Origin of the sequence: Streptomyces sp. LMG1-1-1.1, assembly GCF_040815545.1 — a bacterium.
Taxonomy (GTDB): Bacteria; Actinomycetota; Actinomycetes; order Streptomycetales; family Streptomycetaceae; genus Streptomyces.
On the sequence record NZ_JBFPNH010000024.1, the window covers coordinates 82,449 to 94,470 of the forward strand.

Sequence of the window (12,022 nt, forward strand, 5' to 3'; positions counted from 1 at the left end):
GCGATTAGGCTGAGGTGTCTCGCCCATCGGGACACCGCACAAGGATGTGCGAAGACAGAACGTGACAGGAGGGGTGGCAAGTGACCACCGAGCTGCGCCGGCTGCGTAACTACATCAACGGGGAGTTCCGCGACGCGGCCGACGGCCGCACCATCGAGGTGGTCAACCCGGCCACCGGAGAGGTGTACGCCACCTCCCCGCTCTCCGGGCAGGCTGACGTCGACGCCGCCATGGAGGCCGCCGCGGCCGCCTTCCCCGCCTGGCGTGACAGCACGCCGTCCGACCGCCAGAAGGTACTGCTCAAGATCGCGGACGCGTTCGAGGAGCGCGCCGAGGAACTCATCGCCGCCGAGGTCGAGAACACCGGCAAGCCGGTCGGGATCACCGCGAGCGAGGAGATCCCGCCGATGGTGGACCAGATCCGCTTCTTCGCGGGTGCCGCCCGGCTGCTCGAGGGCCGCTCGGCCGGCGAGTACATGGAGGGGATGACCTCCATCGTCCGCCGCGAGCCGGTCGGCGTCTGCGCGCAGGTCGCGCCGTGGAACTACCCGATGATGATGGCCGTGTGGAAGTTCGCCCCGGCCCTCGCCGCGGGCAACACCGTCGTCCTCAAGCCCTCGGACACGACCCCCGCGTCGACCGTCCTGATGGCCGAGATCATCGGGCAGATCGTGCCCAAGGGCGTCTTCAACGTCGTCTGCGGCGACCGCGAGACGGGCAAGGCCATGGTCGAGCACCCGACCCCGGCGATGGCCTCCATCACCGGCTCGGTCCGCGCCGGCATGCAGGTCGCCGAGTCGGCGGCCAAGGACGTCAAGCGCGTCCACCTGGAGCTGGGCGGCAAGGCCCCCGTCGTGGTCTTCGAGGACACCGACATCGCCAAGGCCGTCGAGGACATCTCCGTCGCGGGCTTCTTCAACGCCGGCCAGGACTGTACGGCCGCCACCCGCGTCCTCGTCCACGAGGCGATCCACGACGAGTTCGTGGCGCAGCTGGCCAAGGCCGCCGCCGAGACGAAGACCGGCCAGCCGGACGACGAGGACGTGCTGTACGGCCCGCTCAACAACGCCAACCAGCTGAAGCAGGTCACCGGCTTCATCGAGCGCCTCCCGGCCCACGCCAAGGTCGAGGCCGGCGGTCACCGCGTCGGCGACAAGGGCTACTTCTACGCCCCCACCGTCGTCTCCGGCCTCAAGCAGGACGACGAGATCGTCCAGAACGAGGTCTTCGGCCCGGTCATCACCGTCCAGTCCTTCACGGACGAGGCCCAGGCCCTGGAGTTCGCGAACGGCGTCGAGTACGCCCTCGCCTCCTCCGTCTGGACCAAGGACCACGCGCGCGCGATGCGCATGTCCAAGGCGCTCGACTTCGGCTGCGTGTGGATCAACACCCACATCCCGCTGGTCGCCGAGATGCCCCACGGCGGCTACAAGAAGTCCGGCTACGGCAAGGACCTCTCCGCCTACGGCTTCGAGGACTACACCCGCATCAAGCACGTCATGACCTCGCTGGGCTGATCCCCGCCCCGCACCGCGCGGCCCCGTCACCCTTGATCGACAGGGTGTCGGGGCCGCGCGCCGTCGCTCGACGGACCGTCCATTGCCGCAGGTGACGGGCGCCCGGGATGCTGGCCGGGTGAGAGCGACAGTCAGCAACTACGTGTCCCGCCGGTCCCTGCTGCGCGGCGCCGGCGGTGTCGGGGCCGCGGCCCTGCTCGCCGGCTGCGGAGTGCCCGCCGCCTATGTGGACGAGGGCGACCGGGCCGGGCGCGACCTGTCCGCCCGGGACCGGACGGTCGATTTCGCCAACTGGCCGCTCTACATCGACACCGATGACGAGGACAAGGCGAAGCGCCCCACCCTGGACGCCTTCAGCGAGCGCACCGGGATCTCCGTGCGGTACACCGAGGAGATCAACGACAACGACGAGTTCTTCGGCAAGATCGGCCCGTCGCTGATGAACCGCCAGGAGACCGGCCGCGACCTGATCGTCGTCAGCGACTGGATGGCCGCCCGCTTCGTCCGCCTCGGCTGGGTCCAGGAGATGGACCGCGCCGCCCAGCCGAACGTGGCGCGGCACCTGAACCCGCAGCTCCGCTCGCCCGCCTTCGACCCGGGCCGGCTGCACAGCGTGCCCTGGCAGTCCGGGATCACCGGCATCGCGTACAACCGGAAGAAGCTCGGCCGGGAACTCCGCTCGACCAAGGACCTCTGGGCCGACGACCTGCGCGGCAAGGTGACCCTGCTCTCCGGGCTCGACGAGTCGTTCGCGCTGCTCATGATGGGCAACGGCGTCGACGTGACCCGGTGGACCGCCGACGACTTCCACGCCCTGTGCGAGCAGATCGAGGGACTCGTCCGGACACGGCACATCCGGCGCTTCACCGGCAACGACTACATCAAGGACCTCTCCACCGGCGACGTGCTGGCCTGCCAGGCGTACTCGGGCGACGTCATCCAGCTCCAGGCCGACAACCCGGACATCGAGTTCGTCGTCCCCGAGGAGGGCGCCGAGCTCTGGGCCGAGTCGCTGCTCGTCCCCAACCGCGCCCAGCACAAGGGCAACGCCGAGAAGCTCGTCGACTACTACTACGAGCCCGAGGTCGCCGCCGAACTCGCCGCCTGGGTCAACTACGTCTGCCCGGTGCCGGCCGCCCAGGCCGTCCTCGCCGACTCCGGCGACGAGGAGCTCGTCGCGCTCGCCGAGGACCCGCTGATCTTCCCCGACGCGGCCATGCGGGGACGGCTCGCCATAGCCCGGGACATCGGCGCCGACGAGCGGCAGGAGTTCGCGAAGAGGTGGAACGCGATCGTCGGCCTGTGAGTTGCACAGGCATGACCGACACACGCCTCGAACCACTCGCCACCTACGGGCTGTTCCTCGCCTGGGCCGTGCACGACCTGGAGGAGCTCGCCTGCGGCCCGCGCTGGCTCCGGGAGAACCTGCCGGGGCTGCGGGAGCGCTTCCCCGGAGTCCCGGAGGCGGTCTGGAAGGCTGCCGAGGGGGTCGACGACCGTGAATTCGCCCTGGCCGTCGGGGTGATGGCGCTGATCGTCGGCGGCGCCGCCGTGGCGGGCGGGCGCTCGGGCGGCCGGTCCGCCTTCTACCAGGGCGCGGTGACCGGCTTCGGGCTGCACGGTCTGGTCCATCTCGCGCAGGCCGCCGCGGTCCGGGGCGTGACGCCCGGCTCGGTCACCTCGCCGCTCGTCGTCATCCCCTTCTCCCTGTGGGCGCGCGGCCGGCTGCGGCGGGCCGGGGTGCTGCGGCCCGTCGGGCTCGGGGGAGTGGTGGCGGGGCTCGCGGTGGCGGCGGGGGCGACGGTGGTCTCGCACGCCGTCGCGCGACGGCTCGCGCCCCGTTTCTGAACACGTTCAAGAGGGGCGTAGGCTGTCCCCGTGAGCGACACGAACGGGCCGAGAGCCCCTCTCAGGAACATCCGCGTCTGGCTGATCGTCTTCGTCGTCTGCCTGGTCCTGAGCGGGGCCACCGCCTTCCCGCTCGTGACCGAACTCCGGCTCGTGGACTCCGCGCTGACCGGCTGGGCCGCCCCCGTCGCCGACCTGCTCCCCGGACTCGCCGAGTGGATCCACCGGGTGCGGGACGGCCTCACCGCCACCGACCGGGACGCCCCGTACGTCCTCTACGGCACCGACTGGCTCGCCTTCGCGCACCTCGTCATCGCGGTCGCCTTCTACGGGGTGTACCGCGACCCCGTTCGCAACATCTGGGTCGTCGAGTTCGGGATGATCGCCTGCGTCGGCGTCATCCCGCTCGCCCTGATCTGCGGCCCGATCCGGGGCATCCCCTTCTGGTGGTCGGTCATCGACATGTCGTTCGGGGTGATCGGCATCCTGCCGCTGCTCCACGTACGCCGGCTGATCAAGCGCCTGGAGGCCGCGACGGCCGCGGCTCCCGTGGGCGAGGCCGTTTCCGCCTAGGGGTGGCTCGCCCTTCAGGCCGGGCTAGTCGGGGAGGCCGAAGGCCGAGACCATCAGGGTCAGGGCGGTGCGGTTCATGTCCTGGCCCTTGGCGTCGGTGGCGTTGACGCTGTAGACGAGGGTGCGGGCACCGTCGCGGGTCGAGGCGATGGCCGTGTTGTAGCCCCAGCGGCCGCCGGTCTTGCCCCACACCTCCCGCCCGCCGAGCCGCTTCATGGACAGGCCGGCGGAGTACGCGGCCGGGTCGCCGGACCGCAGGTCCGCCACCTTCGGCAGGGTGAACATCTCCTCCAGGAGGGGACCCCGCACCACCCGGCCCGCGAACAGGGCCCGGGTGAACCGCTCCAGGTCGGCGGTGGTCGAGACGAGGTCACCGGCGGCCCAGCCGTCCGTCACCCCCCACACGGAGACGTCGCGGAGCCCGGTCGTGCCGTCGTCGAGCCGCATGGTCTGGTAGCCGTGGTTGTACGGCCCGGCGATCCCGGCCGCGGTGCCGGGGAAGGAGGTGTCGCGCAGGCCGAGCGGCCGCAGGATCCGGCGCTCCACCTGATGCGCGTAGGAGTCGCCGGTGACCCGCTCCACGATCAGGCCGGCGATCGTGTAGCCGATGTTGAGGTAGTGCTGCCGGGTGCCGGGCCGGAACTCGCGCGGCTTGGCCGTCGCCGAGCGGACCATCTCCTCGGGGGTGTGGACGGCGAACCGGTTCGCGTACCACTCCTCCACCGTCTCGCCGGGCATGTCGGCGGCCGGGATGCCGTGGGTGTGGTTCAGGAGCTGGCGCACGGTCACCCGGGCGTACCGGCCGGGGATCAGGTCCGGGAGGTACGAGCGGGCCGGGCGGTCCAGGTCGATCCGGCCCTCGGCGGCCAGCTGGAGGACGGTCGCCGCCGTGAACACCTTCGTCACGGAACCCGCCCGGAAGCGGGCCGCCGGGTCCGCGGGGGCGTTCGACTCCAGGTCGTGCACACCCGCACTGCCCTGCCACGAGCCCTCCGAGCCGCCGACCCGGACCAGTGCGGCCGTCGCGTCGGCGCGGGGCAGCCCGGCGATCACCGCGCCCAGGTCCGGGCTCGACGGGGCCGGCGCGGACACCGGGGACGCGGCCGCAGGGGGCGCCGCCGCGAAGGCCGGGGAGAGCGCGGGCCCTGAGGCGATGCCCAGGACCAAGGCGGCGGCGAGCAGCGTGCGGGTGGACTTCCTCATGGTCAACTCCGGTGGTGTGAGCCGTTGTTCTCGATGGCTCCATCCTGCTGACCTGCGGCGCTCCGCGGATCGCCCGCACCGGCGGTCTCCTGCGGGCCGGTTCCTCGCCGACACGGGGGAGGAGCGGGCTACCCGCCTCCCCCGGGCGGGGGAGAACCCGCCGAGACCAGACCCGTCTCGTACGCGCAGATCACCGCCTGGATCCGGTCGCGCAGCCCCAGCTTGGCGAGGACGTTGCCCACGTGCGTCTTCACCGTGTGGTCGCTGACCACCAGCTCCGCCGCGATCTCCGCGTTGGAGAGCCCGCGCGCGAGCAGCAGCAGCGTCTCCCGCTCGCGGCCGGTCAGCACGTCGAGCCGGGGGTCGGGGCCCGGGGCCGTCGCGCGCGGCCCGCCCGCCGTGTACTGCTCCACGAGCCGCCGGGCCACCGACGGCGCGAGCAGCGAGTCGCCCGCCGCCACCACCCGCACCGCGTGCACCAGGTCGTCGCGGCGCACGTCCTTCAGGAGGAAGCCGCTCGCGCCCGCGTGCAGCGCCTCGTACACGTACGCGTCGGTGTCGAAGGTCGTCAGGATCACGGTCCGGCAGCCGGACTCCGCGCTGATCGTCCGGCAGGCCTCGATGCCGTCCGTCCGGGGCATCCGGATGTCGAGGAGCGCCACGTCGGGCGCGAGCCGGCGCACCGCCTCGACGGCCTCGGCCCCGTCCCCGGCCTCCGCGACCACCTCGATGTCCGGCTGCGCGTCCAGGATCATCGCGAAGCCGCTGCGGACCAGTTCCTGGTCGTCCGCGACCACCACCCGGATCGTCATCTCCCCGCCTCCACCGTCTCCGCCCCGGAAGGCACGGGCAGCAGGACCCGCACCTCGAAGCCCCGGCCGCCCGGGCCCGGGCCCATCGCCGCCGTCCCGCCGTGCGCGGCGGCCCGCTCCCTGATGCCGACGAGCCCGTGCCCGCCGGACCCGGGCCGGGGGCCGCGGCCGTCGTCCGTCACCGTCACGCGCAGGACGCCGTCCCCGTATGCCAGCCGGACGTCCGCCGCGCGGGCCTGGGCGTGCTTGACCACGTTCGTCAGCGCCTCCTGGACGATCCGGTACGCGCTCGCGCCGGTCGCCGCCGGCAGCGCGCGTACCCCGCCCTCCGTCTCGTACCCGACGGTGAGGCCGCTGGCCCGCACCCGTTCCACCAGGTCGGGGATGCCTCCGAGGTCCGGCTGCGGTTCACGGGGAGCGGCTCCCTCGTCGCCCTCGCGCAGCAGCCCCAGCATGTGGCGCAGCTGGGCCATCGCCTCGCGGCCGGTCTCCGAGATCGCCTCGAACGCGGCCTCGGCGCGCTCGGGCGCCGCCCGCACCGCCACCGGACCGGCCTCGGCCTGCACGATCATCAGGCTCACCGCGTGCGACAGGATGTCGTGCATCTCCCGTGCGATCCGCGCCCGTTCGCGCGCGGCGGCCTGCTCGGCCTCGATCCGGTGCGCCCGCTGCCGGGCGTCCTGGAGCCGCCCGAAGACGTACGCGGCGCCGAACACGAAGAGCGAGAAGGTCAGTTCGCGTGCCGACTGGGTGTTGAGCCACACCGAGGCCGGCACCGCGACCACCAGCAGCGCCGCCGTCGTGAGCCGCTGCCACGGCGGCGACAGCGCGGCGACCGTGTAGACGCTGACGAGCCCGGTGTACGGCAGCGGCTGACCCGGCCCCTCCAGGGCCAGCTTGTACAGCGCGCTCGCCGCCACGATCGCGAGCAGTACGGCGAGCGGCGCGCGCCGCCGCCAGACCAGCGGCAGCACGGTGAGCGTCGTCAGGCCGTACGCGGGCCAGGTCGCCGGTTCGAGTTCGGGCCCGCGCGGCACCACGAACGGCATCGTCATCGCCGCCTGTACGAGCAGCGCGATCCCGATGTCCACCGCCCACGGGTTCGCCGCGCCCCAACTCCGTGTGCGCTCCCAGTGGTTCCTCAGATCCCCCCGTATGCCCATTACGGCGTGGGTCTCACGGCGGACGGCCGGGGGCCGGGGGCGAGGTCGGTCCGGGTGCGGTCGTTCACGCGTGGGCCTTTCGCAGGACGGAGGCGAGGGCGTCGACGCGGTTCGTGGTGATGGAGTCGACCCCACTCAAGATCAGCTTACGCATGGTGCGCCGGGTGTCCGCCGTCCAGGAGGAGATCAGCAGCCCGTCCCGGTGGACCCGCTCGCCGAGCTCCCGACTCACCAGGCCGAAGCGGTAGTTGAGCCACCTGGGCCGTACCGCGTCGATCAGCACGGGCCGGGGCGGGGCGAGCGTGGTCCAGGTCAGGGCGATCTCGGCGGCCGGGTCGGCGGCCCGCACCTGGAGCATGGCGACGGCCCCGGCGCAGTAGTACACCCGCTCACCCGCGCCGCATTCGCGGACCGTGCCGACGATCCGGCGGACCGACTCCTCGTTCCCGCCCGGCAGGTCCAGCATCAGCCGGTGCTCCCCGGCGGCGAGCAGCGCCTCGCGCAGGGTCGGCACCCCGTCGTGCGTCAGCTCGCGCACCTGCTCGTACGTGAGCGCCGCGAGGGGACGGTCGTGGCCCCACAGCCGCTTCAGGGTGTCGTCGTGGAGGAGGACGGGCACGCCGTCCTCGGTCAGCCGGACGTCGATCTCGACGGCGTCCGCCCCCCGCTCGATCGCCGAGGCGATCGAGGGGAGCGTGTTCTCACGGACGCGGTACGGGTCGCCGCGATGGCCTACGACAGTGACGGAGCGCATGGCCCCATTCTCGTCGCCGTCAGCGCGCCAGCCAGTCGTTCGTGTACGTGTCGATCTCGGCGGCGATCCGGGCCTTGCCGGCCGCGTCGAGGAAGGAGGCCTCCACCGCGTTCTTGGCGAGGGCGGCGACACCGCGCTCGTCGAGGCCGAGGAGGCGGGCGGCGACGGCGTACTCGTTGTTGAGGTCCGTGCCGAACATCGGCGGGTCGTCGCTGTTGATCGTGACGAGGACGCCGGCGTCGACCATCCGCCGGATCGGGTGCTCCTCCAGGGTGGCGACGGCCCGGGTCGCGATGTTCGACGTCGGGCACACCTCCAGGGCGATCCGGTGCTCGGCGAGGTACGCCAGGAGTTCGGGGTCCTTGACGGAGCTGGTGCCGTGGCCGATGCGCTCGGCGCCCAGGTCCCGGATCGCGTCCCAGACCGTCTCCGGTCCCGTCGTCTCGCCCGCGTGCGGGACGGAGTGCAGGCCGGCCGCGCGGGCCAGGTCGAAGTACGGCTTGAACTGCGGGCGCGGCACGCCGATCTCCGGGCCGCCGAGGCCGAAGGAGACCAGGCCCTCCGGGCGCAGCCCGTCGGTCGTCGCGAGCCGCGCGGTCTCCTCGGCGGAGACGAGGCCGGCCTCGCCGGGGATGTCGAAGCACCAGCGCAGGACCGTGCCGAACTCGGCCTCGGCCGCCTTGCGGGCGTCCTCGATCGCCGCCATGAAGGCCCGCTCGTCGATGCCGCGGCGGGTGGAGGAGTAGGGGGTGATGGTGAGTTCGGCGTACCGGATGTTCTGCCGGGCCATGTCCCGGGCGACCTCGAAGGTCAGCAGCCGGACGTCCTCCGGGGTGCGGACCAGGTCGACGACGGACAGGTAGACGTCGATGAAGTGCGCGAAGTCCGTGAACGTGAAGTAGTCGGTCAGCGCCTCCGGGTCCGTGGGGACCTTGGAGTCGGGGTGCCGGGCGGCGAGCTCGGCGACGATCCGCGGCGAGGCGGAGCCCACGTGGTGGACGTGCAGTTCGGCCTTGGGCAGGCCGGCGATGAAGGGGTGGAGATCGGTCATCCGATCATCGTAGGCCGGGCGGGTCCCCCGTAGGGGTGAGGTCGTAGCATGGCGTGACCACGATGGGGGAGGCCCATGTCTGACAATCGAGACCAGCCGCAGGGCGGGTACGACCCGGCGGACCCGTGGGCTCCGCCGAACCGCGACGGGGTGGAACTGAGCAAGTCGCCTACACCGACGCCACCGCCCGTGCACGACCAGATGACGGTCACGTCGATGCCGGCCGCCACCGGCCCCGGCGGCGACGTCCCGCCGCCCCCGGTCGCCCCGGGCGGCCCCGCGGCCACGCCCGATGCCTACGGCTACCCGCCGGCCACGCCAGGCGCCTACGGCTACCCGGCGGCCCCGGCCCCGCAGCCGGTCGCGCCGACGGCCCCGGCCGTGTCCGGCTACGGCTACCCGGGCTACGGCTCGGGGTACGGCCAGCCGGGCTGGCAGCAGTCCCCGTCCAACGGCATGGGGACGACCGCGATGGTGCTCGGCATCATCGCGGTGGCCGGATTCTGTATGTACGGCCTGGGCATGATCCTCGGCATCCTCGCCCTGATCTTCGGCGTCATCGGCCTGAAGAAGGTCAACCGGGGCGAGGCGACGAACCGGGGCATGGCCATCGCGGGCATCGTGCTCGGCTCCATCGGCACCGTGGTGAGCGCCGTCTTCCTCGGCTTCATCATCTGGGCCATCGCCCAGGACTCCTCGTCCTTCGACGACTCCGGCACCGACGAGGACCCGTTCTCGTCGAGCCTGGTGCTCGAGATCGAGCGCTGAGCCCCGCACGACGCGCGAAGGTCCCGCACCTCGGTGAGGTGCGGGACCTTCGCGTACCAGGGGGCCTGTGCCGGTGGTGCCTTCGCCGGTCAGGCGCCGCGCAGCCGGTCCCGGGCCTCCATCAGCGCGAAGCCCAGGAGGTTCAGGCCGCGCCAGCGGGCCGGGTCGTGGGCGCCGGGGTCGTCGGCGGCCAGCCCGATGCCCCACACGCGGTCCACCGGGCTGGCCTCCACCAGGATCCGGTCGCCGGTGCCCAGGAGGTACCCGCGCAGGGCCTCGTTCGACGAGAACTTGTGGACGCTGCCCTCGACGACGATCCCGAGGCGCTCCCGCTCCCACACGGCGTCGTCGAAGCCCCGGACGAGCCGGCCCGCCTTCTTGGCCTCCGCGGGGGTACGGGCGGTCAGCGCCGCGCGCTCGGCGTCGGCGTCCCCGAAGAGGCGGGCCTTGGCCGCCATCATCCAGTGCTCGGCCGTCGCGTACGCCACTCCGTCGACCGTGAACGGGGCCGGCCACCACTGGCTCAGGCAGCTCGCGGAAAGCCGCCCGTCCGGGTGGGGGCGGTGGCCCCAGAAGAGCAGCCACTTCGGACGGTCACCCCTGTTGACCTGCTGTGTCAGCTCGTCGATCTTGTTCATGCATGCGAGTGTGGCAGCCGCCACTGACATTCCGTACGGAGATTTTCCGGCTGCCTCGACACATGGTCCACCGATTCCGTCGCGTAACCAAAAGGCAACAACGGAATCACTTGTTGAGGCCCTTTCCCCATGTCAGGATCGGCACTCAATTCGAGCTGGGACAACGGAGAGCGTCATGGGCAACCGCTTCCAGGTGACGGACCGCTTCGCGGACGGCGCACAGTACATCGGCGGGCGGCTCCGGGCCGGAACCTCCGGTCAGGAACACAGCGTGATCGACCCCGCGACCGGGGACAGCGTGTACACCTACGCGCTCGCGTCCACGGCCGACGTGGACGACGCCGTCGCCGCCGCCAAGGCGGCCTTCCCCGGCTGGTCGGGCGCCACCCCGGGCGAGCGCTCCGACGCGCTGCACCGCCTCGCCGGTGTCCTCGCCGAGTGGGCGGACGACATCGCGCGGGTCGAGTCGCTCCAGTGCGGCAAGCCGCTGAAGCTCACCACCGAGTTCGACGTGCCCGGCACGATCGACAACACCGCGTTCTTCGCCGGCGCCGCCCGCCACCTCCAGGGCCAGTCGGCCGCCGAGTACGACGGCGACCACACCTCGTACATCCGGCGGGAGGCGATCGGTGTCATCGGCTCCATCGCCCCCTGGAACTACCCGCTCCAGATGGCCGCCTGGAAGATCCTCCCGGCCGTCGCCGCCGGCAACACGATCGTCCTCAAGCCCGCCGAGCTCACCCCGCTGACCTCGCTGATGTTCGCGCAGGCGGCGAAGAAGGCCGGCATCCCCGACGGTGTGATCAACGTCGTCAGCGGCTCCGGGCGGGTCGTCGGCGAGCACCTCGTCGGCCACCCCGACGTGGTCATGACCTCCTTCACCGGCTCCACGCCGGTCGGCAAGCGGGTCGCCGAGGTCGCCACCGCCACCGTGAAGCGGCTCCACCTCGAACTCGGCGGCAAGGCCCCCTTCGTCGTCTTCGACGACGCCGACCTGGAGGCAGCCGCCCACGGCGCCGTCGCCGCCTCCCTCATCAACAGCGGCCAGGACTGCACCGCCGCCACCCGCGCGTACGTCCAGCGCCCGCTCTTCGACGCCTTCGTCGCCCGGGTCGCCGAACTGATGGAGACCGTCCGCGTCGGCGACCCCTTCGCGGCGGACACCGACCTCGGCCCGCTCGTCAGCCACCGCCACCGGGACAGCGTCGCCGCCTTCGTCGAGCGTGCCCGCGGCTACGCCACCGTCGTCACCGGCGGCGAAGCCCCCGGCGGCGACCTCAAGAACGGCGCGTACTACCGTCCGACCCTGATCACCGGCGCCGACCAGGACAGCGAGGTCGTGCAGTCGGAGATCTTCGGGCCGGTCCTGGTGGCCCTGCCCTTCGACGGCGACGACGAGGGCATCCGGCTCGCCAACGACACCCCGTACGGCCTCGCCGCCTCCGCCTGGAGCCGCGACGTCTACCGCGCCAACCGCGCCACGCGGGAGATCAAGGCGGGCTGCGTATGGGTCAACGACCACATCCCGATCATCAGCGAGATGCCGCACGGCGGCACCAAGGCATCGGGCTACGGAAAGGACATGTCGGTGTACTCCTTCGAGGAGTACACGCAGGTCAAGCACGTGATGTTCGACAACACAGCGGTGGCGGCCAAGGATTGGCACCGCACGATCTTCGGGGACCGATAGCAATT

General features: G+C 72.2%; 12 protein-coding genes. 6 read left to right on the forward strand and 6 right to left on the reverse strand.

Going from position 1 to position 12,022, the window contains the following annotated elements:
• Positions 1-80: 80 nt before the first annotated feature.
• From MRBLMG1_RS14395 to MRBLMG1_RS14410, 4 genes are all read left to right on the forward strand, one after another.
• Positions 81-1,517, forward strand: a complete 1,437-nt coding sequence (locus tag MRBLMG1_RS14395) for a gamma-aminobutyraldehyde dehydrogenase (protein ID WP_367824277.1) — start codon at positions 81-83, stop codon at positions 1,515-1,517.
• Positions 1,518-1,659: 142 nt separating this feature from the next.
• A complete protein-coding gene (locus MRBLMG1_RS14400; protein ID WP_367824350.1) occupies positions 1,660-2,823 on the forward strand; it encodes a polyamine ABC transporter substrate-binding protein in 1,164 nt (387 codons plus the stop codon).
• 11 nt (positions 2,824-2,834) lie between these two features.
• Entirely contained in the window at positions 2,835-3,365 is a 531-nt protein-coding gene (locus MRBLMG1_RS14405) for an HXXEE domain-containing protein (protein ID WP_367824278.1), read from the forward strand.
• Positions 3,366-3,395: 30 nt separating this feature from the next.
• Positions 3,396-3,938: a hypothetical protein gene (locus MRBLMG1_RS14410; protein ID WP_367824280.1), complete on the forward strand. Its 543-nt coding sequence runs from the start codon at positions 3,396-3,398 to the stop codon at positions 3,936-3,938.
• A gap of 24 nt (positions 3,939-3,962) precedes the next feature.
• Here the strand turns inward: MRBLMG1_RS14410 and MRBLMG1_RS14415 are convergent, their stop codons facing one another.
• The 5 genes from MRBLMG1_RS14415 to MRBLMG1_RS14435 all read right to left on the reverse strand — a co-directional run bounded on the left by MRBLMG1_RS14415 (position 3,963) and on the right by MRBLMG1_RS14435 (position 8,921).
• Positions 3,963-5,141, reverse strand: a complete 1,179-nt coding sequence (locus MRBLMG1_RS14415) for a serine hydrolase domain-containing protein (RefSeq protein ID WP_367824282.1) — start codon at positions 5,139-5,141, stop codon at positions 3,963-3,965.
• Positions 5,142-5,269: 128 nt separating this feature from the next.
• Positions 5,270-5,953, reverse strand: a complete 684-nt coding sequence (locus MRBLMG1_RS14420) for a response regulator (protein WP_367824284.1) — start codon at positions 5,951-5,953, stop codon at positions 5,270-5,272.
• A complete protein-coding gene (locus tag MRBLMG1_RS14425) occupies positions 5,950-7,116 on the reverse strand; it encodes a sensor histidine kinase (protein ID WP_367824285.1) in 1,167 nt (388 codons plus the stop codon). The genes MRBLMG1_RS14420 and MRBLMG1_RS14425 overlap by 4 nt, the downstream gene beginning before the upstream one ends.
• A 64-nt stretch (positions 7,117-7,180) precedes the next feature.
• Positions 7,181-7,870, reverse strand: a complete 690-nt coding sequence (locus tag MRBLMG1_RS14430; RefSeq protein ID WP_367824287.1) for a glycerophosphodiester phosphodiesterase — start codon at positions 7,868-7,870, stop codon at positions 7,181-7,183.
• 19 nt (positions 7,871-7,889) lie between these two features.
• On the reverse strand, positions 7,890-8,921 hold the full coding sequence (locus MRBLMG1_RS14435) for an adenosine deaminase (RefSeq protein WP_367824289.1): 1,032 nt from the start codon (positions 8,919-8,921) through the stop codon (positions 7,890-7,892).
• Between the two features lie 75 nt (positions 8,922-8,996).
• On the opposite strand from MRBLMG1_RS14435, the gene MRBLMG1_RS14440 reads away from it, so the two are divergent.
• Complete coding sequence (locus MRBLMG1_RS14440) at positions 8,997-9,689, forward strand: DUF4190 domain-containing protein (protein ID WP_367824291.1); 693 nt, start codon at positions 8,997-8,999, stop codon at positions 9,687-9,689.
• Positions 9,690-9,778: 89 nt separating this feature from the next.
• Here the strand turns inward: MRBLMG1_RS14440 and MRBLMG1_RS14445 are convergent, their stop codons facing one another.
• Positions 9,779-10,327, reverse strand: coding sequence for an NADAR family protein (locus tag MRBLMG1_RS14445; protein ID WP_367824293.1), 549 nt, complete (start codon positions 10,325-10,327; stop codon positions 9,779-9,781).
• A gap of 175 nt (positions 10,328-10,502) precedes the next feature.
• On the opposite strand from MRBLMG1_RS14445, the gene MRBLMG1_RS14450 reads away from it, so the two are divergent.
• Positions 10,503-12,017, forward strand: a complete 1,515-nt coding sequence (locus tag MRBLMG1_RS14450) for a gamma-aminobutyraldehyde dehydrogenase (protein WP_367824295.1) — start codon at positions 10,503-10,505, stop codon at positions 12,015-12,017.
• The last annotated feature ends 5 nt before the right edge of the window (positions 12,018-12,022 follow it).

Excerpts from the sequence above, each read along its gene's own strand:
- MRBLMG1_RS14405 (WP_367824278.1), top strand. The coding sequence starts at position 2,835 with ATGACCGACACACGCCTCGAACCACTCGCCACCTACGGGCTGTTCCTC.
- MRBLMG1_RS14415 (WP_367824282.1), bottom strand. The coding sequence starts at position 5,141 with ATGAGGAAGTCCACCCGCACGCTGCTCGCCGCCGCCTTGGTCCTGGGC.
- MRBLMG1_RS14420 (WP_367824284.1), bottom strand. The coding sequence starts at position 5,953 with ATGACGATCCGGGTGGTGGTCGCGGACGACCAGGAACTGGTCCGCAGC.
- MRBLMG1_RS14425 (WP_367824285.1), bottom strand. The coding sequence starts at position 7,116 with ATGGGCATACGGGGGGATCTGAGGAACCACTGGGAGCGCACACGGAGT.
- MRBLMG1_RS14430 (WP_367824287.1), bottom strand. The coding sequence starts at position 7,870 with ATGCGCTCCGTCACTGTCGTAGGCCATCGCGGCGACCCGTACCGCGTC.
- MRBLMG1_RS14435 (WP_367824289.1), bottom strand. The coding sequence starts at position 8,921 with ATGACCGATCTCCACCCCTTCATCGCCGGCCTGCCCAAGGCCGAACTG.
- MRBLMG1_RS14440 (WP_367824291.1), top strand. The coding sequence starts at position 8,997 with ATGTCTGACAATCGAGACCAGCCGCAGGGCGGGTACGACCCGGCGGAC.
- MRBLMG1_RS14445 (WP_367824293.1), bottom strand. The coding sequence starts at position 10,327 with ATGAACAAGATCGACGAGCTGACACAGCAGGTCAACAGGGGTGACCGT.
- MRBLMG1_RS14450 (WP_367824295.1), top strand. The coding sequence starts at position 10,503 with ATGGGCAACCGCTTCCAGGTGACGGACCGCTTCGCGGACGGCGCACAG.